Here is a 24631-nt window from a genome sequence, read left to right on the forward strand (position 1 = left end):
TGAATTTTATAATATTTAATTTAAATTAAAAAAAATTATATAAAATAAGTTGTTCTATTAATATAATAATAAAAGATATTAATATAGAGGTTGGTTCAATGCGCAACAGAAATAATATGATTCAAGAATTAGAGAGTTTTTTAAAATCAGAAGGTTTTGAAACATCTAATATTTATGATCACGGTTCATTTGACATTGTAGCCAGAAAAAAACTTCTAATTCTACTTTTAAAAACATTTAAAAATATTGATAGTGTTAATGAAAAAAATGCGGAAGAAATGAAACAGTTAGCTAATATTTTCTTAGCATCTCCTTTAATAATTGGTGAAAAATCCAGAAATGGAAAATTAGAAGAAGGAGTAATCTATGAGAGATATGATATTCCAACAATTGGAATTGAAACTCTTAAAAACATAATTAGATATAAAGAATTTCCAGAAATTATTGCAGACAGAGGAGGATACTTTGTAAAAATTGATGGAAATGTTTTAAGACAGTACAGAGATGAATATTCACTATCTCTAAAAGATTTAGCTGATTTAGCACATGTATCAAGAGCAACAATGTATAAATATGAAAATGGTATTGTAAAAGCAAATACTGAAACTGCAATGCTTCTTGAAGAGATTTTAAATACAAAAATTACCATTGACATAGATATTTTAAAACCTCCTGAAAATGATGATACAATAAAATACAATAAAAGTGGAGAGGAAACAGACTATCTCTCTAAATTAGGTTACAATGTTGTTCCTACAAATAAAAGTCCTTTTGATGCAGCTGCTAAAATTGAAGAAAGTAAAAAGAATTCTCCATTAATAGCTAACATTGAAAAAAATAGAAATGAAAAACTATTAACAAAGATGGCAGTTCCCCTAAAAGATTTATCATTAATAACATCTTCCGAACCTGTATTTATCATAAACAATGAGAAGATAAGTGAATCTCTTGGAGATATTCCTGTAATTAAATCATGGGAACTTAAAGAATTTGAAAAATCCTCAGAATTATTAAAATTAATCAAAGAAAGAAAAGAAAACTAAGTGATATTATGGTTGAAGATTTAAAAATTGAAGGTTTGAAAGATTATCCTCTTAAATGGATTTGTAACTTTAGAGGTCAAAAAGCTATTGGTGTTTGCGGATACAGCCAAAAAATAGCTATGTTTGCACCAGATGACCGTGTTCCTGAATTTATGACAGAGATTGTGATTGGAACTGATGAAAATGCAGAAGGTTATGGCTGTGAAGAACAGGACAGATGCTGTAACTTTGAATGTGAATACTGTAAAATTACTCCACGCCAATATTTACAGCTTACAGGTAAAAAACCTTCAAATAAAAACATTAAAGATCTTGAAGAAGGACTTGAAAGTTTAAATGCAGAATTTGAACACTTGAACTATGTTCCTTTTGATGAATATGAAGTGATAAAATAAAAACACTTCTTGTTTCTTTTTTTATAATACAAAATACAAACTCCCAATGAAATGTGATTAAATGGGCATCTTTTCATTTAGAAAAAAGAATAAAAGTAAAAAAAGGTTAAAAGAGTTAACTGGCGGATTTACATTATCATTTGAATTTATGGATTATATACAATCAGTTAATCTAACCATTAGTGATGGAGTATCACTAAAAGACCAGTTAAATGAGGAAATTGATGAATACAGACTTTCCCCCGAAGAAGTTGAAACAAGACTACATGAACTAGTATACATTTACATGAAAGATTCCCAGAAAAAGGAGTTATCAAAAAGCGAATTGTTGAAACTGGTAGATGATAAAAGAACATACAACAATCTATACAATATGGCATTTTTATTGGGGATTGAAGAATACTGGCCAGACATTAGGAGAAATTTGGTAAATTCTATTCATAACAATTCAGTAGGTAGCTATTTTACTTTGCTTACAATGTTTGAATCATCAGTACTGTCTCTTTCAGATGAATCAATTGATTTTTCAAAAATATGTCAATCTGGAATAATTGTTTCTATTTTAAAAAGTTATACTGAAGAGCTAAATAAAGATGCTGAATTAGACCCTCAAAAGTGGCGTGATTTATCAGAAAAATTCTTAAAAAAACAAAGAGGAAAAAAATTCTCCCTTAAAGATACTATAAGACTATTAAAAGACATTATAAAATGGGACTTTGTAGAAAAAATTGTATTTTCCCCTTTAGATGACGACTTTGATTTTAGAGACTTTGATAAATCTTTTGTTGTTTTTAAAGATGAAAAATTAGCTAAAAGTTATTCTTATATCAACAAAAAGGAATCTGATGTTCCAAATTCTTTACTGACCTATTCATTTATAACTCATGAACTAGGAATAGGCATCTGTGTCATAGCTACTGCCCGCATAGATGATAGTTTTAAGATTTTTGAGCGGGACAACTTTGATACACATTTAATATCATCAATAAAAGAGTATTTCAAAGTACCTTATGGAGTTTATAGTGGAAGCATAGATATACCTTTTGTTGAGGAATATGTATCTAACATCAAAACAGATGCCCCTCAGGACCTGAAAGAATTCAGATCAATAACTGAAATTGATGATATCCGACTTAACTATTTTCCTGATGACATTCAAGTGTTATTTTTAAATGAAAATGGTACTAATGAAGTTATGTGGGTTCGTGCTGAATATCTGAAAGACAATAATTTTTATGGAACCCTATTAAACACCCCTTATGCAGACTTTGGTGTTGAATCTGGAGACATTGTTAAAATTGAATTATTTGAACTCGAAAAGGGAAAAGTTAGAGCCATAGCAGATTTATCTGATGAAACCCCAAAAGATTCAACCAATTATTCAATTGACGACTTTAATAAGATAATGACAGAAATTGTTGATAGTTTAACTGGAAATCCATTAGTGGATAAAAAATTATTAGTTAAATACATTCACACCTATAAAAAACATCCATTATCCACAGAACTTATAAGAGAAATAGCTAAATTACTTTATGCTACATTAAGCGAAATAGAACAAAAGAGCTATGAAAAAGCATGTGATGAAGAAAACCCCCTAAAAGATGGTTTAGATGAAATTAAAAAGATTTTAGATAAAAAAGATTATAAAACCGCCATGAATAAAGCAGAACAACTACACCAAAGTACATACCTGGAGTTTAAAGACGACCAAATTCATGAATACCATTACTTTGGAAATGTCATTGAAGAAACAATTTTTAAAAAAAAATTCACTCATGAAAAGCAATTAGTAATGATTCCAGACTACACTGACTTATTATCATTTTATTACATCTATGGATTCCTTTTAAACCATGTTGGAAGACACAGTGATGCAAAAAGGATTTTAGAAATAGCTTTAGACTACAATCCTGTTTCATTACCTGTCCTATTAGAATTATGTGAAGTTTATAAATTAAGAGAGGATTTTGGCTATTTAAAACGGACCATCACAGAGGCTTTCAAATATGTTTATCTAAAAAAGGACATTGCTAAATTATATAGGGATTTAGGTTATTACTATGGAAAAACCAACAGATATGAATTATCATTCGCAGCTTATACACTTTCTTTAGAATTTGAATGGAATACCTCTACAAATGCAGAATTAACAGCATTATCTAGAAAAACAAATAAGATTGACTTAATTAAATCTATAAATCTACTTAGACAGGAAAATATTCCAATAAGTTTCAATAGCGAAGTTATTTCCATTGTTAAAAATTTAGCTGAAGAAGCGAAAAACAATAATCTTCCAGAGATAAGCAGTTATCTATTTAATATTTATAATGAGATGACATTAAACAATAAAGAAAAAAAGAGTTCTAATGATTCAACCAAAAATAACCTCTTTGATAAAGAATTGCTAAGTTTTGCACATGAAAATACATTAGATTTACCTATTGAAAGAAAAAAAGTTTCAAAATCTAAAAAAACTCAAAATAACATAATTGATGATTATCTTGGAGGAAATGTTCTTAATGATAATTTTATAAATTTATTAGATTCAGTTGAATTAAGTGTAGATGCAGGATTGGAAATTAAGAAAGATCTTAAAAGCATCTTTGGCAATTACAAATCAGATATGAAAGAATTTGAAAAGGAATTTATTTTTTTAATAAACAGATATATTTTAATAAATAACTCTGAAAAGGACAGTAAACAATTAACCAAAGAAGAACTAAAAGAAAAATTAAATGAATGCTATTATAAATTATTATACTTCTCTAAAGAAGATGAATGGAAAACTATTGAATCTAATTTAAGTAAAAAAATAGAAAATGACGAAATCAAAAGTTTTAACATCTTAACAAGAGAATTCCACAATTTAAAACATTTAAATCCAAATAAAACAATGAAATTCAATGTAATTTACAAACAGATTTTAATTATAATGAACAAATATCCACCCGTTGATAATGAGGATAAAATTATTAAAGACTTAATAATATTCTCTAGAGATAAAACAATATTCGATTTTAAACTATTGGAAATCCAATTTAACAGTTTAATTTACATTTGAATTAACTTTCAACTAATTAACATTATAATACTTTTTTTACTGAGAGATGCCTTTTTTAAATTAAAAAAAAAGAAGGAATTTATTCCAAAACACAAACTTCTGCCTTGCAGTCAAATGGATTAGTACGTATAGCTAATGAAATCATATACGGATAGAATTTATTTAAATATCTTAAGTAATAAACCCATTCATAAACTAAATGACCATATACTCTTCCAATATCTCCCATTAAATGGTTAAAGTCAGTATCGCAGATATTTGATAAATCTTTCCTTCTTGAAAGTTCTTCATCTAAATGAAGTAAAGCCAAGAGCAAACCTGAAAACTCATCTTTTTCAAGTAAATTAGGATTATCAATTAAATTAATGAGAAAATCCTGATTTTTATGGACAATATCATAGACCTCATTTAAAAATTCAGCTCTTTCCTCACCTTTAAGACTTATTTTAAACTCAGCAGAGTGTTTTTTCAATTCTTTTAATTTATGTTTATAGTCCTTATCATCCCAATCCCTAAGAGATTCAAAATCTTTAGTATCATGTTTATACTCATTTTTTTGACTGATAATATAAATTAAATCATTTCCCATTTTAGTGAAAAAAGTACCCATAATCATATCAATTTTTTCTAAAATAGCTTCATGTTCCTTTTTGCTCATAATACTGTCAATTAAAAATGCTACAATAATTATATTAATAGGAATAAAACCAATTTGCTTCCAAAGATAAGAAATAACTTCTTCAGGATCTCCAGACACTACAATTCTTGAAGCAAAAAATAGGACAGCTATAATTAACATGACAACTGCAAATTTAACTTTCCAACTCCAACCATTATCTGAAATCATTAATCTCACTAGAAAAAATATTTTATAACTAGTTAAAATTTGTTTTATTAAATTAATATACTTTATCTGTTAAATTAAAAAGATTATTAAAACGTATTTGAAAAACTACAAATAGAAAGTTATCCCTAAGAACTATCACTCTTTCATTTATTAGTTGATTCAATGTACAATTTTTACAGAGTTTAATAACCGTAAGTTATAACATACCCATTTTCATCACATATTCTAAAGTATCCATCATCATAATCAATCCTATAGGTCCCATCTTCATATTGAGTTCTTGAAACCTCATGTTCTCTTGGATTCCACCCATCAGGAGTTATTTCACTTTCATGAAGTGGATTATAACCTTTATAATTAGGATCATTTACAGGTCTGTTTTCATCAATAGGATTTTCACTAGATTGCTGAGTTTGATTGTTAATTTCTTGGGCTACTGCAGTTGTATTATTCTCTAAAGAGTCTTCTTGAGGATTATTAAAATTAAATGCAACATAAATCCCCACAATTGCAATAATAACTATTAAAATTATTAAAACACTAAACAGTAATTTGTTTTTCTCCATTATACCACATTACCTTTAAATCATGAAAAAATCGAAAAAAAATACAATTATTAAACAACAATATTATTTATAATAAATCACTATATTTAAATCTGTGTATAAAATGTATTTATAGTGGATATTACAATTAAAAAAAAAAACATGAAAAATAGTTATATAATGCATTATTATCTTTTAAATAAAGAAAAATAGAAGTTAAAACAGGATAACACTTAAATTGAAAGTAATTTTTTTATTTTTATAAAATAAAAAAGTGAAATAGCATGATAGCTATCTCATAATCTATTTTTTAAATCTTCTAACAAATGGCAAAGCCAATAAAACCAATAATAACAATAAAATTGGATTACCAGTTTTTTCAAGAGATGAATAGTTCTTATTTAAATTCAAACTGTAATCATTATAAAATCCATTGTTATCATTAATTTCATCAAATTGAATATTATCATCAGATTGATTACTATCATCTGTATCTACATCAGTACTGTTAGAATCTGTTTTGTTATCCTGAACCTCAATAGACACTGAAGAAGACTTGTTAAAATCAGTGCCATTTACAAAAATAACAAATTCCTCATTATTAATTCCAACGTTAATAGCTTCCAAAGTTAAAATCAAATAAACAGACTCACCACTGTTTAACGGTCCAATATACCAAAGACCAGAATCTGAATCAAATGAACCTTTAGAAGCATCAACAGAAATTACTCTAAAAGAATCACCAAGCTTGCCATTTAAATATGCAATAACCTTATCACCATTATTCTTAACAACAACAGTGACTGTGACACTATCCCCTTTAGTAACAGTCTCTTTATCAACAGAAACAGAAATATCCAAATCAATATCACCATAAGAAACAGTTAAACTAGAATTAACAACCACAGGAGCATACACATCATTTCCAGCAAATTCAACAGATACAGGATACTCACCAGGAGTTATATCAGCATCAACAGTAAAAGAACCTTTACCATCAACAAGTTCAACTTCAAAAGTTTTACCATTAAACTCAACAGACACAGTACCATTAATAGGCACATCAGTTACAATATCAACTTCTCCACCAACACCATAAATAAAATCAGTATCATTTACAGTAATAGTTAAATTCTTCTTGTTTACAGTTAATACACCATTGTTAACAGTTACATTGCTTCCTTTTGAATAGTTACCAGATAAAACAAATGATCCAGTAGCTTTAGGAATGTATGTTACTTCATAAAATCCATCTGCAAAAGTGGTATTAACCAACATATTATCAACATTAAAGTCCAAACCACTACCAGAATATATAACATTACCAGCATCGTCAGTTAAACTAGCTTTAAGAGTGACTTCTTCATTTATACTAGTACTGGAATTATGATAAGTTAAAATGACTTCAGAATTAATGACACCATTGTTAAGAATATCATAGGATTCTTTAGAATCCATTGAATTGTTAAATAGGCTAACAGCACCATCATTTTCTAAAGAAATGTCATTTGATATAATCTTATTATTTTTCATTATAAGATTAGCTGCATTTGCATTATAAATAATATTACCAGTTCCAATAGTATTTTCAAATGTAGAATCAATAATTGTCATTGTTCCTTTCTTATTTCCATTATCATTCATAATAACATTATTGCCATCAGAAGCAACATTGTTTTTAAAAATGGAATTACTGATTAATACATCCCCTATGTTATATATTGCACCATTGGTATCAGCAGTATTATTTTCAAAAATAGAATCTTTGATTGTTAAATTACCAGTGTTAACTATTACAGAAGCCATATTTCCGCCCCACATTGCTTTATTATTATAAAAGCTTGAGTTAGAAATAGTCATTTTAGTAACTGTATTATAAATCACTCCACCCCAAAATCCAATATTATCTGAGAATGTGGAATCTGTGATATTTATTACACCATTATAAGTATAAATTACTCCACCGTAGTAATATCCAGTGTTGTGGGAAAATACAGAATTTATAATGTCAATATTTCCATAATAGTTGTAAACAGCTCCACCGTCTTGGGCCGCATAGTTTCCATCAAATATACAGTTTTTAATAATGGAATTTGCTCTACTGTTGTAAATAGCACCACCATAAGATAATGCAGTGTTATTTAAGAATTTTGTTGCTTCAACAAATAGATTCCCATAAGTTACATAAATTCCAGCACCATCACTCATTCCAGTTTTTCCAAAGGAAAAAGTAGAATTTAAAACAGTCAAATCAGAATGATCACTGTTAATGGCAGCGGCATGGTAATTTCCCATGTTTTCAGAAAAAATAGTATTGCTAATCCATGCAGTAGAATCATCTAATGAAATAGCACCACCTTGTCTTCCCTTATTATTGTCAAATTGAGAATCTGTAATGTTTAAATTACCATTACTAACATAAATAGCACCACCATACCCTTTTCCATCTAAATCAACAGAATTATTAGAAAAACGAGAATCAGATATGATTATATTTCCGCCATCAGTATAGATAGCTCCGCCTTGCCTTACATCATTGCCCCCATCTAAAGAAACATGAGCATTGGCCAAGGTAATATTAATCAAGGTTAAGGTAAAACTAGAATTTAAAAAGAATATACGTCCATCATTATTTGCATTTATTGTAAAACCATTACCAATAATTGTAATATCCTTATTGATAACAATTCCATCTTTATATTTATCAAATTCAGAGGAATCTTTAGTAACATCCGAATTTAGAATCAAAGTTCCATTACTTTGAGAAATTGCTGTTTCCAATTCTTCAAAATTTGTAATTGGATTATTACTTTTACTTTCCCCTGCATTATCATTAGTTAAGCTATTATCTTCTAATCCATTAGATGTGATTATATCACTATCAGAAGAAGAATAACCATAGTTTTCAATAGTTAATGCATCAGTTTGCAATTCTTCTGCTGAAACACATCCAACACAAATAAAAATAGAAAATAATGCACTAAGTATCACTATTTTATTCATATCTTAACTCCTTTTAAATATAATTTAAAAATAACAAAGACACAAAAAGAATTTCTTTGTTAAAGACTAAATTTGGCTTTAATATAATATAAACATTGCTAAAAATACCCTATTTTTTATAAAAGAAAGTTAAAAAATACATTAAATTGAAAATAATCAATATATAAATAATCATAGTGAAAAATATCAAGACAAAACCACAATTCCTGAAAAAAAATTATGATTTTAAATTAAATACTAAAAAATTTTTAGTTAAAAGAATAAAAGATAATGAATCATATGACCAATAGAGATACAATACTCTAAACAAGCAAGTGTTTTACAATAAATGACATAATCACATATTCAGAAAATTTTGAAAAAAGTTATATATTACATACTATAAAATTAGTTTACAAGTATACCATATAGTTTAAAAGTATACTATTTTTATAGAAGGTGAATAAAAATGAGTATAAAAAAAGTCGTTGTAGCAGGAGGAGGAGTACTTGGAAGTCAAATTGCACTACAATCTGCATACTGTGGATTTGACACTACTATTTGGCTTAGAAGTGAAGGATCAATAGAAAGAACAGAAGCAAAACTTGAAAAATTCAAAAATGCATATCTTGAAGATCTTGAAGCAATGAAAACTGATGAAAGTGCATATTGCAGAGGACTGATTAAAAAAGAAGACATTTCTGATGAAAAAATTGAAGAACTAAAAGAACAAGTAATAAATGCATATGAGAGCATAACTTTAACAACAAGTTATGAAGAAGCAGCAAAAGATGCTGATTTAATAATTGAAGCAATAGCTGAAATTCCTGAAGAAAAAATAGCATTTTACCAGGAATTAGCTAAATATATGCCTGAAAAAACAATACTTGTTACAAATTCATCAACCTTGCTTCCATCAACATTTGCAGAATATACAGGAAGGCCTGAAAAATACCTCTGTTTACATTTTGCAAATTCCATTTGGAAAAACAATACTGCAGAAGTTATGGGGCATGCTGGAACTGAACAGAAATACTTTGATGAAGTAGTTAAATTTGCTGAAGATATTAACATGATCCCGCTAGAAGTTAAAAAAGAACAACCAGGTTATATCTTAAATTCACTTTTAGTTCCATTTTTAGAAGCAGCAACTCATCTATGGGCAAATGAAGTAGCTGATCCTGAAACAATTGATAAAACATGGATGTTAGCAACTGGTGCTCCAGCAGGACCATTCCACATAATTGATATTGTTGGCCTTACAACATTATACAATATTGCTTCAATGGCGCCAGAAGCAAAAGACCCTGATTCAATACAGGCTAAAAAACTTAAATTAATTAAAGAAAAAATTGACAAAGGCGAACTTGGAATTAGTGCAGGAAAAGGATTTTACGAATATTAAATCCTTTCCTTAACTTTTTTTGATAAAAAATGATTCATGACAGCTGAAGTGACCTTTGGATTATGTATTACAAGGAAAATATGAAAGTTAAGTATTAACTTTTGATAATACATCAATTTTTTAAAATAATAAGTACAAAGTTAACACTGGTGTTTAAATGAGTTCTGAGGATATTAATTTATATAACCCTAACAGATTAGGTGATTTATTATTTATTTTCCATACAAATCATAAAAAATATCTAAATAATCTATTATCAGAATATGATTTGAATTTAGTTCATGTTTTATGTTTATCAAGATTATATGAAGAGGACAAATTATCTCAAAAAGATTTATCTGATGGATTCTATTTAACCAAAGGCGCAATAACAAAAGCAGTTAAAAAACTAGAAAAAAATGGATTAATTAAACGTGAAAAATCAGATAATGATAAAAGACAGTATGAATTAACATTAACATCCAAAGGAAAGGAAATAATCCCTGTAATTGAAAAAATAAATTCAAAATGGGAAGAAATAATGGGATTAGATAATGTATCTGATGAATTTTATGAGGAATTTACTAAATTAACCTTTAAATCTGTGGAATTAAATAAAAAATTAAAGTAACTACTATTCTAAAAAACTATTTTAAAATCTATAAAAAAAAACAAAATTATATTATCTAAACTCAGATACATACTCAAATTAATTTGTAGTGATTTCATAATATTAATTGAATTTCCTATCTAATGAAGTTACTCTGCTTATGGATTAGCACACAAGTTAATTACTTTTACTTTTTTTAATTTAAAAAGAAATAATGTCTTTATAGGTTATAAAGGCTATTTTTAATTACATTTTCACGAAATATTCACTGGAAGGGGGGAATTTAAATATTATAAAATAGGATATATATATAACTACATTTTTAATGGTGATAATATGGCCAGAAAATCTTTCAATGAAAAATTACAAGACTCTAAAGATATGCCTAAAATTGTTGAAGTAACTGATGAAAAATCAGTTAAAAGATATGGTGGAACTCAAATGCTAATAGCTCCACCATTAGAATATAATGAACTTATGTCTAAAGTCCCTAAAGGAAAAATAATCACTATTAAAGAAATTAGGGAATTTTTAGCTAAAAAACATGGGGCTGAATTTACATGTCCAATGACTGCAGGAATATTTATTAGTTTGTCAGCCAGGGCTAGCTGTGAAAGACTTGATGATAGGATACCCTTTTGGAGAACTCTTAAAGCGGATGGTGAATTAAATCCAAAATATCCTGGAGGAATTGAATATCAAAAAGAGAAACTATCCTCTGAAGGCCATACTTTTAAAACAAAAGGTCGTAAGAACATCAGATATTTTGTTGAAGACTATGAAGATAAATTATATGATTTAACAATTTAATAAAACTAAAATTTATCAATATCACGGTTGTGAATCCATTCACGATGTTTGCCAATAGCTACTCTAGTTTTTTATAGGTTATAAAAGGCTATTTTTATTACACATAAGTTCAGCTATTTTTTTTCTGAACTTTACTTTTTTTTTATTTTTTATTTAGTTATTGATGTTTTTTTTGAAAAGACATTATAAATTTCTTCCCATTTTTCAACATAATCTGTATACTTATAATATTTTATCCTATCAACACTTGCATTTTGTTTTTTATGAGGTTTGCTATTCGTTTCATAAACAGCAAACTCTTCAAAATCAGTTAAGATAGATAAAGGTAACTTTGCATTCCATGCATATCTTCGTGCTTGGAATGCAGGATGTTTATCCTTATCTAATTTAACACTTGGTTTTTTAGCTTCAACAAAGAATATTTTTTGACCGCCAAGTCTAAATGAATAATCAGGAGCTTTAACTTTACCATTAATTTTAACAGTATCTTCAAAAACAACTTCTTTATATTGGGGAGCTTTTTCTTTTTTGTTATGAACATCCCATCCTAGAGCTTCAAAAAAAGGATTTATAAATTCAATTTTTGTATTTTCTTCATCAAAATCAGAACTTGTATAAATATGTTCATTATCCTTAAATTTTTTAACTAATTTTACAATACTTTCTGGAGCAGAAATAGCCATATCAACCACCATTCATAAATATTTTTCTAGTTATTTGTTATAAAATATGTTGTTATTAGGGGTTTCTTTTCAAAAAAAAACATCAATAACTAAATAAAAAATAAAAAAAAAGTAAAGTTCAGAAAAAAAATAGCTGAACTTATGTGTAATAAAAATAGCCTTTTATAACCTATAAAAAACAGACATTATCATACAAGTGCTAATTTAGTTCGTGATGTTGCATTAGGCGCTTTAATTGTAAAAGAAATTATCAAAAAATAATTATTTATTATTTTTTTGAGTTTTATTTATTTTTAATCATTTTTTTATTTTTTAACAAATTTTAGGTTATTTTGAAATGTTGAATATTATCCCCATTTAGATAATTATGGGCAGCATTTAGTTTTAGGCGATGATTTTTTTCAAAAATTAAATTTGAATATTAAAATCAAATTTAGGCGTACCTAAAAATATTTATATTATTTTAATGTAATATAAAATCATGACTGAAAAACATTTGCCAATATTTGGTGTGGGTCCATATTTAATTTCCTCCATAGCATTTATAACATTATTCGCACTGGCATTAGATTATTTGAAAATAATACCGCCATATAGTATAAATCCAATAAAACCTATTTTTGTTATTCTTGGCACCATATTAATTATTATTGGTATTGTTTTTTGGTTATTGGCAGTGATTAAATCAAGAATAGACAAATCAATTAGAAATAATGATTTAATTACAACTGGAATTTATGGATGTGTAAGACATCCGATATATGCAGCCTTTTTGTATATATTAACCGGGATGATAGTAATATATAGGAATATATTATTATTTATCCTCCCTCTTATCTTTTGGGCATTTTTAACAATTACAATGAAAAAAACGGAAGAGGCCTGGCTAATAAATTTATATGGTGATGATTATATCAACTACTCAAAAAAAGTCAATGGATTTATTCCGAAGGTGATATGAATGGGATTTTTTGACAATATGCGCAAGCCACAGGGAAAACTAGGAAACATACAACTGAAATCAATGAACAAGGAACACACCCCAGTCTCGTTATGGGGATTGAAACATCTAAACATCAACCCCGATGATGTCATATTGGATGTTGGCTGTGGTGGCGGAATAAACATTAACCGAATGGCTAAAGATGCCAAAAAGGTCTATGGTATCGATTATAGTATAGAAAGTGTGAAACTATCCAGAGAAGTCAATGAAAAATTAATTGATAATGGACAAGTTGAAATTCATGAAGGCAACGTTAAAGACCTGCCATTTGAGGATAATACATTTGACATTGTAACTGCTTTTGAAACCGTTTATTTCTGGCCGGATATTGAAAAATGCTTTGGTGAAGTCAAAAGGGTCCTAAAACCAGGAGGAACATTTCTGATTGGAATGGAATCAAACGGATCAGATAATTTCATCATGAAATTCTGGAAGCATTTCATAGACATGGAATTATACACAGACAAAGAAATTACCTCGTTTTTACAAAATAATGATTTTAGTGAAATCACCTCTTATATACGGGACGGGAGAAAAAAACAGGAAATTATTAAAATCAACGGGAAAGAAACTAGAGTAAATGATGATTATAGTAAAGTATCCTTTTCAGACAAGTTTGTCGACTGGGTAACCGTTGTTGCAAAAAAGTGATAATATAAGCGATTATGAAGGCGTTGAAGACACATTGTTCATTCCTCTAACAGCAAGGGTTAACATTTCCAAAATGTTTCCGGAGTATTTCCATGACAAGAAAGCTTTGGAATTGGAAAATCTGGTTAAATATAACCGGATTGGGAAAAAATCCTCCCAATATACAATGATGGCCTCAGTTGCCAGATCTTACAATCTAGATCAAATGGCTCAGGAATACATTGACAAACACGATAAATGCAATATTGTTAATTTGGGTGTCGGGCTTGAAACCTCCTATTTTAGAATAAATAGAAAAAATTCACATTATTTCGAAGTTGACTACCTGAAGTGATTGAACTTAGGAAAGATTGCATTGGCATTGGAGAAAATGAAAAGCTCATCAAAGGAGATTTATTCAAACTTGATTGGTGCAGTGAATTAGACACCACTCTTCCAACATTAATGATAGTTTCTGGAGTGTTCCAATACTTCCATGAAAAAGAGATTCTTGAATTTATAAAGAATGCCAAAGACATCTTTGAAAATGCAGAACTTATATTTGATGCAACCAACAAATTTGGAATCCGATATTCAAATATCTATGTTAAACGGACAGGAAATAAGTCAGCACTGATACATTTCTATATTGAAAACCCAAAAGAATTTGCAAAAAAAGCAGAATGTCAATTAATCGAATGCAGGGGATTTTATAAAGATGCTCTTGAAATGTTGTCTAAAAAATTAAGTTTATATACAAAGATTTCAATGAAAATCGCCGATAAGAGAAATAATGCAATGATTCTGCATTTGAAATTATAAAAAATTTTTCTTTTTTTTACAATGCCTTAACTATAGTTAGCGTATTCGGCTGAAAGTCAATGCAATTTTTTAATTTCCCTCAATAGTTTTTTACGGGTAGTCAGCAAATGCAGGCCTAAAAATATTAGGCTGAGATCGAAGAGGATTTATGAATATGTGAAATTTTATGCCTGCCCATTGTCATGCTTTTCAATGACTTTCGGCTAGAACAGATGCAGGAAATGATTGTTATTATCAAAACACTCCCATATTTATATTCCTTTTTTCCATTATTTATATTTTTAGGCATACCTAAATATTATGATAATTTAAATATTAGATTACCCTACAAAATAGTTAATGAATTTTCCAAATAGTTTTTCAAAGAGTATACACAAGATGTAAAGTCAATATAGTAAAAAAAAAAATATTAATATAAAATCAAGATTTATGAAACATAAATTAAATTTTTAAATTAAAAACTAAAAAATTTTTAATTAATATTGTGTAATTTAAAGTGCATTTTATTACCTATAAAAAACATATAGAAAAAAAACTTTTAGAGGATTTGTTCGCTTTATGATATTAATTCTACTATGAAGTTTAATATTACAACTATTAATAATACCCACCATAGTTTTTTAGTGTCTTTATTTTTGTTTTGTGCATATATTATACCCAATAGAATAATTAATTCTATTATTACTATAAGTAACATCCATTGTTCCTCCTATTCTTTTTTTAGGAAATATTTTTATATAGTATTAGAAATAATAAATATGATATGGTGGAGGGATTTTTTCAATCCCTCTTTGCGACCCATATCATTATTATCCAAGTTATTACTTGGAGTATTATTTCTATTATTTCAATTTTTTTCACCTGTGTAATTAAAAATAGCCTTTATAACCTATAAAAAACTCTATGCAGATATGAAAGAACTTAAAAAAGTAGGACTCTCTGAGAGGAACTGTTTTGTTACAGGATACGCATGGAGATTTTACACTGATTTATATAAGAAGTATCCTTTGATTCAAAGATATTCTGAAGATTTTGCAGAGTCCGTTACTGCATTTTTTATGAATTCAAAAGAATTTAAAAAAGCTTTTCCTAAGAAATATAAATTCATTAAACAGTTATTTAGTAATTCTTCTGATATGATGGGGCTTAAAAAGAGGATTAATAGTTTATTTAAGGATAAATATGCTTTATCTTCTGCACAATCTAATCGTAGAACTTTTTTAAAAACTAAACAATTATTTGGGCCATTATCATATAGTGAGCGTAAGGAATTGTCTTTATTAGAAGCTCAACATGAATTTAATATATTGCATAATAAAAGATTATCAGAATTAAGTTTAAATCGTGAAGATAGGCAGAGATATATTCGTTTATTAAAATGGTTAAATAAAGAATCGGATTTAAATTTAAATATTGGATGGGACAGTACTTTATTTTTAAAAGGATAAATTTATTCTATTAATCTTTTTAAATAGTATTATATGCAATGAGGAACAAATATAATATTAGAGGAGGTTATTTTTTTATGCGATTTAGAGAACCTAAAGGGTCTAAGTACCAGATTATTAATTTTCCTAATGGAATGAGAATTATAATAGATTATGATCGTGCACCCATAGAAGAAGTGAAAAACAGTCCTGCAAATAAAGATCCTAATATGATTTGGAAAAATGGTTGTAGATGTGATGATAATATTCAAAGAGTTAGGTTATATGATAAAAAAGGAAAACTTTTAACTACATCTATTGAAGAAATTACATGGGACCGTGGAGGATATCCAGACGCTGTAGCACTTGACAGAGAAATTCTTTATCTGAAAAAAGAAATCCTCAAGTTAAAAAACCAGTTAAATGAAAATGGTATTCATTGCGATTACTAAAAAAATAAGGTGGTGCAATGAAAAAGATGAAACTACCATCTAAAGACTGTATTGATGATATAATTGAGAAACAAGTCGCAGGAAAAGGATATCCTTACTATTTTAGCAGCATACTCAAAAGGGAAATGAGTCCTTCAAAGATAGAAGAAATTAGAAGAGAAGTAGATAGACTTCACAACATAAAATCAGTTATTACAGATTTATATCTTCAGGCAAATCGTACAGAAGAAGAAGCAGAATTAGCATTTTCTGATTGTCTTGAAGGAGATTTTAGAAGAATTCAAGAGTTAGGAGTTTCTCCAAGAACACTTGTTGCTAATGGATGGGATGGAAATATCTATAATTTGCCACTTCTTTGTTCAGCATTAGAAAAGCAGTTAAAAGAAATTTCAGACAAAGTATTTTTTCATTAGCTCTATCTACTGTCTTTGATTGGTTCAATTACTAATTTTCTATTTTCCCACAACACACTCTTTGCTTGCTGCTGCTTCAACAAAGGATTTTCCATGCAGCCACAACACCATTTTCCAATATAACTCCCAGTAGAGAAGATATTTTCTTTATTTCTCTCCTGTTTTGTCTTGTTTTTTCCATAAAAAGTATTACTCAGTAATACGTGTAATTAAAAATAGCCTTTATAACCTATAAAAAACCCTTAATAATTTTTCTTATTTTGTTAATTTGAATAGCTAATCTAACTCCTATAAAAAGTATTATTAGGAAACATGTTTTTTATTACTTTTTCCCAGAGGGTTTCCTAATTTCAAAAAAAGATTTAAAGTTCATTTAAGATAGAAAAATCATCACTAGCTTCTTTTTCACTAGCTACTCCAAATGTGATTCCACTAACATAGTTTAAACTATTAATAAATTCAAAAGCTTCTTTAGGCTGTAGGATACCAGTTGCAAATATTCTTGAAGCTATTATTATTTTATCCAAACTTTCTAATGTTTCTTTAAGTTTTATTCTATGTTCCTCTAATAAATCTGGACAATCCATCATATAAGCCACTTTATTAATTGGAACCATATATAAATCAAATAGAGAAGTATCTAAATTATCTTTAAGTTCTTTTGTTGTTCTAAATGGAAATGCTGTGATTATACCCGATACTGCTCCTGTTTCATTTATTTTTGAAAGGATTTCACTTGTCAAATCCCAGTCATAGCCATCCACTATAAATTCATCAACTAACATAGCTGAAGTGTCATATTTTTGGAATAATTCAATATCTTCTTCCCAGTCTACTTCTTTTGCTACTTCATAGTTAGGCATTCTATAGTCAACATCAGATTTACCAATAGTAGCTATTACTTTCATATCACAGCCCTTTTCAATAGCTATATCAAACCCTTTAAGAAGATTTTCATCATTTACCAAATTTATGGCACGGGCTCCATTATTATAGGCTTCAATAATAACTTTAGATATATTTTCAGGATTTCTAGATAAATCAAGTTCATATAATCTTGATCTATGACCAAAATGAGCTTCAGCTATTAATGGTGCATAACCCAAAATAGTTTGAGGAATTATTTTATCTTTAATAGTTATATTTTCATTGAAAATTGAAAACACCTTAATTCATTCTATTTTTTCAGCTACAACTGCAGTTCCATAAACTAAAATTTCCTGCATTTCACCAGAAATCTCATTAGAATCATAACGGGCAGCAATTACTGCATTTGCACCTAATTCACGTGCATGCTGCATCATGTTATCTAATGCATCGCTTCTGGTTTTTTCCATCATAGAGACATATTCTTTGATTTCACCGCCAACAAGAGAACGTAAACCAGCAGCCACTTGTCCACCAAATCCTCTACTTCTAACAGTTAATCCATATACAAATCCTTTTGTTTCAATTATTCTGAAACCTGGAATATCATTTGCAGTTGAAATTGGAAATTCATCAACAGAAACCATAGAAATTACTCCTATAAATTTTCATATATTTTAAATATAAAGAAATATATATCTTTAACTAATATCTCTTTATTAATTTTTAATATTAGTGTAGTTAATTAAATAGTTTTCTACACTTGGAAAAAAGGATTATAAAGAGAAATTATCGTAAAATGGTGAAATAATGAAAGTACTTATTGCAGATGCAATCAATGAAAAAGGTATTGAAAATTTAAAGGAATATGCAGATGTTGTAGTTAATACTGACATCAGTCCTGAAGAATTATTAGAAACAATACATGAATACGAAGGAATTATTGTAAGAAGTAGAACAAAAGTCACAAGAGAAGTAATTGAAAAAGCTGACAACTTAAAAATAATTGCAAGAGCAGGTGTAGGTGTAGATAACATTGATTTAGATGCAGCTACTGAAAAAGGAATTATGGTTGTTAACTCACCAGAATCCACTTCAATTACTGTAGCAGAACATACCATGGGGCTTTTATTAACTTTAGCTCGTAAATTATCAATAGCTGATAAATCTGTTAAAGAAGGTAAATGGGAAAAGAAAAAATTCATGGGTGTTGAATTAAGGAAAAAAACTCTTGGTGTAATTGGAATGGGAAGAATTGGATCCCAAGTAATTAACAGATGTAAAGCATTTGAAATGGATACAATAGCTTACGACCCATACCTTCCAGAAGGAGTAGCCGCACAAATGGGTGTTGAATTAACTGATTTAGAAAGTGTATTAAAAAGATCTGACTTTATTACAATACATGTACCTCTCACTCCAGAAACTAAACATTTAATTTCTACTGATGAGTTTGAAATGATGAAAGATACTGCATTTATTGCAAACTGTGCTCGTGGAGGAATTATTGACGAAGAAGCATTATACAATGCATTAGTTAATAATAAAATTGGTGGAGCCGCTTTAGATGTATATGAAGAAGAACCACCAGCAGAAAACAGTAAATTATTCGAATTAGATAATATTGTTTTAACTCCACATATTGCAGCATCTACCAAAGAAGCACAAAGAGATGCAGCTATCATAGTAGCAGATGAAATTATTGAATTAATTAACGGTTCAACTCCACAAAATGTTTTAAACATGCCTCGTATGGACTCAAACACCTATGCAGAATTAGCTCCATATGTTGATTTATGTGAAAAATTAGGTAGTTTTATTTCTCAAGCTGTAAACGGTAAAATCAAAGAAATTGAAATCATCTACGGTGGAAACTTATCTGAAATTGAAAATGTTGAAATGTTAACCAGAACTGTTTTAAAAGGAGTATTAAACCCAATCTTAGGAAGTCCAGTTAATGCAGTTAACGCACAATTAGTGGCTAAAAGCAGAGGCATTGTTGTAACTGAAGGCAGAAGAGATGATGGTAAAGGATATGACTCCTTAATTAAAGTAACTGGAAAAACTGAAAACGATAAATTCTCTGCTGAAGGAACCAAATTACATGACAGCAAAATCTTAAAAGTAAATGACTATTGGGTAGATGTAAAACCTGAAGGCCATATGTTTATTGCTAAATATGAAGATGTTCCAGGCAGCATTGGTAAAATCGGCACCAAATTAGGAGAACATAACGTAAATATTGGAGTTATGCAAGTTGGAAGAGACGAAAAAGGCGGCGAAGCTATTATGATTCTAACTTTAGATAAAGAAATTCCAAAAGATGTTATTAAAGAAATCCAAGCATTAGATAATGTATTTGATGCTGTTGGACTTGAATTATAATAAAAAACAATAAATTATTTCACCAAAACAAAAAAGATATTGTTTTTTATTTTTTTTATTTTCTTTTTTTAAAATCAGTAATTTTTAAATTACCATTTTCATCAATTTCTACATTGATTTTAACCACATTTTGAGGTTCTCTTTTTTCATCAAAATCAGGAAGAATTACAGACCCCATTTTAGGATTTGTTTCTTCAATACTGTTAAATTCACGATTAAACTCTTCTTCATCATCAAAGAATCCAGGTTTAAGTTCTTCACCATCATCAAGAACATCATCTTCATAGAAATATTCATCAAGATCTTCATTATCTTTTAAATAACTATAATCTCCAACTTCAAACTCCATTAGTTCTCCATGTTTGTTATAGCCAATAAAGGTTTCCTGAGAATATGGGAGACATAAAATTAAATGAAAAACACCCTGTTTTGAAAATGTGGCTAAGTCTGCATCAGATGGTCTTGCACTAGGTCCTGGATGACAGTGTGCTGTTCCCCAGTACTTCAAAGTTGGAGGAATCATATAATCATGTAAAACTGCACCAGTATCACATGTTTCACCAGGTAAAAAGATTAAACCAAGAACATATAATGTATTATCCACAATTTTACCCTCTAAAAGAGATAGGAACTCTCTAGGGTATGCTTCTTTTGAATAATAAATCATTGAGTCAATAACTTCACGGTCAACCTTTACATTATCAAAAGTTTCTGGTTTATTTCCAAATATTTTTGAAAAAAAGCCCATCTAAAATCACCAACTCTAAATTATACTGTTATCCTTAAAAAAAGTATCGCTGAAAATTGGAATGTTTAAATCTTTATAAATTTTACCCTGTTTTTTATAGATAGCTATTCCCCTTTTTTTCCAGACATCTACATCATTAAGGTTAATGCCTTCTTTAAATAGCATTTCATGAATTTCATGATTTTTTAATCCATGAATCTTTTCATTAGCTGTTTTAGGTGAATATTTTTTCTTTAAAGCCCATATTCCATAACCATTAACACAGTTTCTCCATGCCTCATCCTGCCTCCATTTAAAATATTTAGGCAAGTCATTATCATTGACTGGAATGATGCGGCTGTCAAAAGATATTGGACGGTTAATGGAATCAAAGTAGCTATTTAAATGTAGATGAAAAGAAGCTGATGTGAAACTTGCAAGTACTGAGTTTATTTTCTCAACACGACAATTAAATGGAACCTCATCTAAAACAAGACTAATTTCATCAGAAAAAGTGTATATGAATAATGGTGAAAACTCTTTAAAAAGGTCTTCACATATATCAGCCATTAATTTTGAAAAGTTTAAATCATAGGGTTTTTCCAGGTTTAAATCCTTAGCTAGTTTATGAAAAGTTCTACCATCTAACCTTACAATAATATTTGAACCAACAGGGGTTTTTAAATCAGAATAAATTTCATATTCCTTCATTTTAAAATCCAACTGAAATAGTTTCATTAAAGCTTCTAAGTAAGTTAATTGCAGATAATGCAGCCAACATACTGGTTTTTGGATTTGCAGCACATGGATAATTCATAGTAGTTGTCTTAAATTCACCAAAGTCTCCAATAGCTGAAATTTCATGAACATTTCTGTCAACATTTGGATCTACAATTATTTTAACATTAATATCCATATTACAAGCTAAACTTATAGTGGCTGCCACATTTATGTTATATGGAAATTCTTTAACTGCATCAGATGCTTTTCCTTCAAATAAAACTTCTTCTTTATCTATTTCACGACCTAAAGATTTAGGGGATTTTCGTGTTACAAGATTAACTTCATGTAGATTAAAGTTAGATACTGCCTTAAGACCATCTAATCCAACAACAGCACCTGAAGGCAAGTGCACTCTGGAATTATTATCCTTAGCTATTTTGCTAATGGAAGTATAGAATTCCTTATCCATTAAAGCCCCAATACTCATAATAATCATGTCTCTTCCACTAGACAATACTTTTGGAGCATATTCAACAACAGAACTTGGAGAAGCACATTCTAAAACCAAGTCAACTTCCCTGACCATCTTATCAAAGTCAATAACAGCTATTCCATTAGCAATAGATGCTAAATTCTCTGCTCTTTCAACATCATTATCAAAGAAATGAGTAATCTCAATATTTTCATCATCAAGTGTGCTTGTTACAATTATATTAGCAATAGCTCCACAGCCAATAAGTCCAACTTTCATTGTTAATCACAAAATAAATTTAATCGGTATAATAAAGAAAAATGAAAAGTAAAAAAAGAAATAAAAAACAGTTTATTTAACTAAAATTTTTTTTGTTCAGAAACTTTAGTTTCTTTTTCTGGTTGCTCTTGGGTAGGTTGAGGTACAACAGCCTCAGGGATTTGTGGTTCCTGTTTTACTTTTCTAATATCCCTATTGTTAACTAACATAATATCCCCAATAGCTTGAACTTTATCAAAATCAATAGTTAATAAATCATTTTTAAATGTCCTTACAGAGTCATCATTTTCAGGACCCATATTAAAACCGCCTCTAAGTGCATCAATGAATCCTACTTGTTTTTTTTCATGTTCAATAGCTCTAACTTGTAATTTAGAGATAGTTCCTAATCTAATATTAAGAACAACATCAGCAACTCTACCCACATAATGTCCAGTAACTGTATAAATATCTAAATCATATAAACTTGAAACTTTAACCATTTTTACACCACACAGGGCATTAATCCCCTTTAATGAAATAAAATAAATCCATTACTTTATTTTAAATAGTTATATATAATTTTAATTAGTTTAATATAAATAGTTTATGTATTAAAAAATTATAATAATTGAAATTAACAAATATTTACTTAAATTGAATAAAAAAAAGGAGCCAATAAATTGTGGGATACTAGTAAAGATTATAGAATTTTAGTAGCTAATGAAGCAAGAGAAGTATATTTAAATTTAATTCCAACAGCATCTTTTAGAGGAAACTGGAATAAAAAAATGGCCATTGAAATGGGAAAAACAATGAACAGTGATTTTCAATCATTACTTTATTCATATCTTGAAGGAAATGACTTACCAAACTCTCCAGATGTTGCTGCATTAACTGAAAAAGCTGAAAAAATTATTGAATATCTTGGAGGTCCTGACTGGAATAAAACATTCTTAAATGGTGCTCCTAAAGAAGATAGAGACAAAACAATAGAAAATATAGCTAAAGTAAGATTCTTCATTGATTCAATTTTGGGTCTTAAAGATAGGCTTGCTTTAGGTCCCATAAATGATCCAATTATGGGTATCGATATTAAAGTTGGAGAAATAATGAGTGTAATGAAACACCCAAAAGCAGATTCACTTATGATTTGTAATGTGAATCTTGGAAAAAGAGCTATTACTGTAGTAACAAATGATTTAAATGTAAAAGAAGGAAACAGAGTTGGAGTATCCCTCCTACCACCACAGACCTTTATGGATACAACTAGTGAAGGAATGTTTTTAGGTATGAATGGAAGCATTTTAAAAGAAGTTGATGGTGAACTTGGTGAAATGCCTAAAGGAATTCCTATGGACTCTCTTAATGAAACACGTAATTTAGTTGAAGCATTTTTAAAGAAATAACCTAACAATTTCCTTATTTAAGTTTAACATTGTATAAAAATCAAAAAAATTATAATGAATAAGTAATAAACATGAATTATACATTTTATATACAAATCTTTTTAAAAGAAAAATACGGTGCATTCAATGTTAAGCAAAAAAATGTATAAAATCATTTTAGGAATTATTATAGTTTTAATAATAATCGTTGCAGGTTATATCATAAATGAAGAAATGAAAGGGATTAACGTAGAATTAGAAGATGCAGGATATTATCGTGAATCCCCCAATTTTATAGCAAGTATGTATTACAGGGCTTTTAATCTTATGGCGACTGGAGAACCTGGAGAGCCTCTTACTGAAGATTACCATTGGGTTTCATCATATAATATTGATAGTGGAAATGTTATTAAAAATAATATCGAATACCATGTTATTGCAGAATTGATTAATGATGGAAGCCATGTGGGCAATCTTGAAAACACAGTTAATGGAACAGACTTAAAAGGCAAAATATTGATATTAGACTCTGTAAATCTTGAGTATGATGCAGTTAACATCATAATTAAAGATGGGAACACTACAATATTTAATAAAAACATAACTCTTGGAGATATGGAATATAAAAATATCCAAGAAAGTTATGATAAAGAAAAATTAAAAAAAACAGTAGATTTATATAAACCACAATAGCTGTAATT

The 24631-nt window shown here is 28.5% G+C and carries 26 protein-coding genes; 16 read left to right on the plus strand and 10 right to left on the minus strand.

Annotated elements, in window-relative coordinates; translation table 11 throughout:
* Positions 1–98: 98 nt before the first annotated feature.
* The 3 genes from MBBWO_RS02050 to MBBWO_RS02060 all read left to right on the plus strand — a co-directional run bounded on the left by MBBWO_RS02050 (position 99) and on the right by MBBWO_RS02060 (position 4502).
* On the plus strand, positions 99–1043 hold the full coding sequence (locus MBBWO_RS02050; RefSeq protein WP_116669224.1) for a transcriptional regulator: 945 nt from the start codon (positions 99–101) through the stop codon (positions 1041–1043).
* A gap of 8 nt (positions 1044–1051) precedes the next feature.
* Complete coding sequence (locus MBBWO_RS02055; RefSeq protein WP_116669225.1) at positions 1052–1438, plus strand: hypothetical protein; 387 nt, start codon at positions 1052–1054, stop codon at positions 1436–1438.
* A 61-nt stretch (positions 1439–1499) separates the two neighbouring features.
* Positions 1500–4502, plus strand: a complete 3003-nt coding sequence (locus tag MBBWO_RS02060; RefSeq protein ID WP_116669226.1) for a hypothetical protein — start codon at positions 1500–1502, stop codon at positions 4500–4502.
* 79 nt (positions 4503–4581) lie between these two features.
* Here MBBWO_RS02060 and MBBWO_RS02065 read toward each other — a convergent pair whose 3' ends face one another.
* The 3 genes from MBBWO_RS02065 to MBBWO_RS02075 all read right to left on the minus strand — a co-directional run bounded on the left by MBBWO_RS02065 (position 4582) and on the right by MBBWO_RS02075 (position 8897).
* Positions 4582–5349 (minus strand): hypothetical protein, encoded by a 768-nt coding sequence (locus MBBWO_RS02065; protein WP_116669227.1) that lies wholly within the window; start codon positions 5347–5349, stop codon positions 4582–4584.
* A 182-nt stretch (positions 5350–5531) separates the two neighbouring features.
* Complete coding sequence (locus tag MBBWO_RS02070; protein ID WP_116669228.1) at positions 5532–5915, minus strand: hypothetical protein; 384 nt, start codon at positions 5913–5915, stop codon at positions 5532–5534.
* A gap of 282 nt (positions 5916–6197) precedes the next feature.
* Positions 6198–8897 (minus strand): DUF11 domain-containing protein, encoded by a 2700-nt coding sequence (locus MBBWO_RS02075; protein ID WP_116669229.1) that lies wholly within the window; start codon positions 8895–8897, stop codon positions 6198–6200.
* Between the two features lie 448 nt (positions 8898–9345).
* Here MBBWO_RS02075 and MBBWO_RS02080 point away from each other — a divergent pair, with 448 nt between their 5' ends.
* The 3 genes from MBBWO_RS02080 (at position 9346) to MBBWO_RS02090 (ending at position 11680) form a co-directional block, all read left to right on the plus strand.
* Positions 9346–10281, plus strand: coding sequence for a 3-hydroxyacyl-CoA dehydrogenase (locus tag MBBWO_RS02080; RefSeq protein ID WP_116669230.1), 936 nt, complete (start codon positions 9346–9348; stop codon positions 10279–10281).
* A gap of 157 nt (positions 10282–10438) precedes the next feature.
* On the plus strand, positions 10439–10891 hold the full coding sequence (locus MBBWO_RS02085) for a MarR family winged helix-turn-helix transcriptional regulator (RefSeq protein ID WP_116669231.1): 453 nt from the start codon (positions 10439–10441) through the stop codon (positions 10889–10891).
* Between the two features lie 315 nt (positions 10892–11206).
* On the plus strand, positions 11207–11680 hold the full coding sequence (locus tag MBBWO_RS02090; RefSeq protein WP_116669232.1) for an MGMT family protein: 474 nt from the start codon (positions 11207–11209) through the stop codon (positions 11678–11680).
* A gap of 149 nt (positions 11681–11829) precedes the next feature.
* Here the strand turns inward: MBBWO_RS02090 and MBBWO_RS02095 are convergent, their stop codons facing one another.
* Positions 11830–12363 (minus strand): type I restriction endonuclease, encoded by a 534-nt coding sequence (locus MBBWO_RS02095; RefSeq protein ID WP_165807914.1) that lies wholly within the window; start codon positions 12361–12363, stop codon positions 11830–11832.
* A gap of 481 nt (positions 12364–12844) precedes the next feature.
* Here MBBWO_RS02095 and MBBWO_RS02100 point away from each other — a divergent pair, with 481 nt between their 5' ends.
* The 7 genes from MBBWO_RS02100 (at position 12845) to MBBWO_RS02125 (ending at position 17110) form a co-directional block, all read left to right on the plus strand.
* A complete protein-coding gene (locus tag MBBWO_RS02100) occupies positions 12845–13324 on the plus strand; it encodes a methyltransferase family protein (protein WP_116669234.1) in 480 nt (159 codons plus the stop codon).
* 63 nt (positions 13325–13387) lie between these two features.
* Positions 13388–14017 carry a class I SAM-dependent methyltransferase gene (locus MBBWO_RS02105; protein ID WP_243408456.1) on the plus strand — a complete coding sequence of 210 codons (630 nt, stop codon included), beginning with the start codon at positions 13388–13390 and terminating at the stop codon, positions 14015–14017.
* Entirely contained in the window at positions 14004–14351 is a 348-nt protein-coding gene (locus MBBWO_RS08185; RefSeq protein ID WP_207771569.1) for a class I SAM-dependent methyltransferase, read from the plus strand. The genes MBBWO_RS02105 and MBBWO_RS08185 overlap by 14 nt, the downstream gene beginning before the upstream one ends.
* Positions 14348–14818, plus strand: coding sequence for a hypothetical protein (locus MBBWO_RS08190; protein ID WP_207771570.1), 471 nt, complete (start codon positions 14348–14350; stop codon positions 14816–14818). Before MBBWO_RS08185 ends, MBBWO_RS08190 begins: the two co-directional genes overlap by 4 nt.
* 911 nt (positions 14819–15729) lie before the next feature.
* Complete coding sequence (locus MBBWO_RS02115; RefSeq protein WP_116669236.1) at positions 15730–16266, plus strand: hypothetical protein; 537 nt, start codon at positions 15730–15732, stop codon at positions 16264–16266.
* Between the two features lie 77 nt (positions 16267–16343).
* On the plus strand, positions 16344–16697 hold the full coding sequence (locus tag MBBWO_RS02120; RefSeq protein ID WP_116669237.1) for a hypothetical protein: 354 nt from the start codon (positions 16344–16346) through the stop codon (positions 16695–16697).
* 17 nt (positions 16698–16714) lie between these two features.
* On the plus strand, positions 16715–17110 hold the full coding sequence (locus MBBWO_RS02125; RefSeq protein WP_116669238.1) for a hypothetical protein: 396 nt from the start codon (positions 16715–16717) through the stop codon (positions 17108–17110).
* 362 nt (positions 17111–17472) lie between these two features.
* Here the strand turns inward: MBBWO_RS02125 and MBBWO_RS02130 are convergent, their stop codons facing one another.
* Positions 17473–18219 (minus strand): aldo-keto reductase family protein, encoded by a 747-nt coding sequence (locus tag MBBWO_RS02130; protein ID WP_116669295.1) that lies wholly within the window; start codon positions 18217–18219, stop codon positions 17473–17475.
* Between the two features lie 63 nt (positions 18220–18282).
* Positions 18283–18624 carry a heavy metal-binding domain-containing protein gene (locus MBBWO_RS02135; RefSeq protein WP_116669239.1) on the minus strand — a complete coding sequence of 114 codons (342 nt, stop codon included), beginning with the start codon at positions 18622–18624 and terminating at the stop codon, positions 18283–18285.
* A 163-nt stretch (positions 18625–18787) separates the two neighbouring features.
* Between MBBWO_RS02135 and serA the strand changes: the two genes are divergently transcribed.
* Complete coding sequence (gene serA, locus MBBWO_RS02140) at positions 18788–20362, plus strand: phosphoglycerate dehydrogenase (protein WP_116669240.1); 1575 nt, start codon at positions 18788–18790, stop codon at positions 20360–20362.
* 55 nt (positions 20363–20417) lie between these two features.
* On the opposite strand, the gene MBBWO_RS02145 is transcribed toward serA, so the two are convergent.
* The 4 genes from MBBWO_RS02145 to MBBWO_RS02160 form a co-directional block, all read right to left on the minus strand.
* The gene (locus tag MBBWO_RS02145) at positions 20418–21110 is read right to left on the minus strand and encodes a Mov34/MPN/PAD-1 family protein (RefSeq protein ID WP_116669241.1); all 693 of its coding nucleotides are present in this window, start codon (positions 21108–21110) and stop codon (positions 20418–20420) included.
* Between the two features lie 15 nt (positions 21111–21125).
* Complete coding sequence (locus tag MBBWO_RS02150) at positions 21126–21800, minus strand: tRNA(His) guanylyltransferase Thg1 family protein (protein ID WP_116669296.1); 675 nt, start codon at positions 21798–21800, stop codon at positions 21126–21128.
* Between the two features lies 1 nt (position 21801).
* Entirely contained in the window at positions 21802–22563 is a 762-nt protein-coding gene (locus tag MBBWO_RS02155; RefSeq protein ID WP_116669242.1) for an aspartate dehydrogenase, read from the minus strand.
* 80 nt (positions 22564–22643) lie between these two features.
* Positions 22644–23045 carry a PRC-barrel domain-containing protein gene (locus tag MBBWO_RS02160; protein ID WP_116669243.1) on the minus strand — a complete coding sequence of 134 codons (402 nt, stop codon included), beginning with the start codon at positions 23043–23045 and terminating at the stop codon, positions 22644–22646.
* A gap of 180 nt (positions 23046–23225) precedes the next feature.
* Here MBBWO_RS02160 and MBBWO_RS02165 point away from each other — a divergent pair, with 180 nt between their 5' ends.
* Complete coding sequence (locus tag MBBWO_RS02165) at positions 23226–23951, plus strand: tRNA-binding protein (protein ID WP_116669244.1); 726 nt, start codon at positions 23226–23228, stop codon at positions 23949–23951.
* Between the two features lie 126 nt (positions 23952–24077).
* Positions 24078–24623 carry a hypothetical protein gene (locus tag MBBWO_RS02170; protein ID WP_116669245.1) on the plus strand — a complete coding sequence of 182 codons (546 nt, stop codon included), beginning with the start codon at positions 24078–24080 and terminating at the stop codon, positions 24621–24623.
* Positions 24624–24631: the final 8 nt, after the last annotated feature.

The organism is Methanobrevibacter woesei (assembly GCF_003111605.1).
Classification (GTDB): domain Archaea; phylum Methanobacteriota; class Methanobacteria; order Methanobacteriales; family Methanobacteriaceae; genus Methanocatella; species Methanocatella woesei.

Excerpts from the sequence above, each read along its gene's own strand:
- MBBWO_RS02125 (WP_116669238.1), top strand. The coding sequence starts at position 16,715 with ATGAAAAAGATGAAACTACCATCTAAAGACTGTATTGATGATATAATT.
- MBBWO_RS02105 (WP_243408456.1), top strand. The coding sequence starts at position 13,388 with ATGAACAAGGAACACACCCCAGTCTCGTTATGGGGATTGAAACATCTA.
- MBBWO_RS02160 (WP_116669243.1), bottom strand. The coding sequence starts at position 23,045 with ATGGTTAAAGTTTCAAGTTTATATGATTTAGATATTTATACAGTTACT.
- MBBWO_RS02080 (WP_116669230.1), top strand. The coding sequence starts at position 9,346 with ATGAGTATAAAAAAAGTCGTTGTAGCAGGAGGAGGAGTACTTGGAAGT.
- MBBWO_RS02055 (WP_116669225.1), top strand. The coding sequence starts at position 1,052 with ATGGTTGAAGATTTAAAAATTGAAGGTTTGAAAGATTATCCTCTTAAA.
- MBBWO_RS02120 (WP_116669237.1), top strand. The coding sequence starts at position 16,344 with ATGCGATTTAGAGAACCTAAAGGGTCTAAGTACCAGATTATTAATTTT.
- MBBWO_RS02100 (WP_116669234.1), top strand. The coding sequence starts at position 12,845 with ATGACTGAAAAACATTTGCCAATATTTGGTGTGGGTCCATATTTAATT.
- MBBWO_RS02060 (WP_116669226.1), top strand. The coding sequence starts at position 1,500 with ATGGGCATCTTTTCATTTAGAAAAAAGAATAAAAGTAAAAAAAGGTTA.
- MBBWO_RS02095 (WP_165807914.1), bottom strand. The coding sequence starts at position 12,363 with ATGGCTATTTCTGCTCCAGAAAGTATTGTAAAATTAGTTAAAAAATTT.
- MBBWO_RS02155 (WP_116669242.1), bottom strand. The coding sequence starts at position 22,563 with ATGAAAGTTGGACTTATTGGCTGTGGAGCTATTGCTAATATAATTGTA.
- MBBWO_RS02090 (WP_116669232.1), top strand. The coding sequence starts at position 11,207 with ATGGCCAGAAAATCTTTCAATGAAAAATTACAAGACTCTAAAGATATG.
- MBBWO_RS02150 (WP_116669296.1), bottom strand. The coding sequence starts at position 21,800 with ATGAAGGAATATGAAATTTATTCTGATTTAAAAACCCCTGTTGGTTCA.
- MBBWO_RS02145 (WP_116669241.1), bottom strand. The coding sequence starts at position 21,110 with ATGGGCTTTTTTTCAAAAATATTTGGAAATAAACCAGAAACTTTTGAT.
- MBBWO_RS02065 (WP_116669227.1), bottom strand. The coding sequence starts at position 5,349 with ATGATTTCAGATAATGGTTGGAGTTGGAAAGTTAAATTTGCAGTTGTC.
- MBBWO_RS02075 (WP_116669229.1), bottom strand. The coding sequence starts at position 8,897 with ATGAATAAAATAGTGATACTTAGTGCATTATTTTCTATTTTTATTTGT.
- MBBWO_RS02050 (WP_116669224.1), top strand. The coding sequence starts at position 99 with ATGCGCAACAGAAATAATATGATTCAAGAATTAGAGAGTTTTTTAAAA.
- MBBWO_RS02170 (WP_116669245.1), top strand. The coding sequence starts at position 24,078 with ATGTTAAGCAAAAAAATGTATAAAATCATTTTAGGAATTATTATAGTT.
- MBBWO_RS02085 (WP_116669231.1), top strand. The coding sequence starts at position 10,439 with ATGAGTTCTGAGGATATTAATTTATATAACCCTAACAGATTAGGTGAT.
- MBBWO_RS02115 (WP_116669236.1), top strand. The coding sequence starts at position 15,730 with ATGAAAGAACTTAAAAAAGTAGGACTCTCTGAGAGGAACTGTTTTGTT.
- MBBWO_RS02135 (WP_116669239.1), bottom strand. The coding sequence starts at position 18,624 with ATGGTTTCTGTTGATGAATTTCCAATTTCAACTGCAAATGATATTCCA.
- MBBWO_RS02070 (WP_116669228.1), bottom strand. The coding sequence starts at position 5,915 with ATGGAGAAAAACAAATTACTGTTTAGTGTTTTAATAATTTTAATAGTT.
- serA (WP_116669240.1), top strand. The coding sequence starts at position 18,788 with ATGAAAGTACTTATTGCAGATGCAATCAATGAAAAAGGTATTGAAAAT.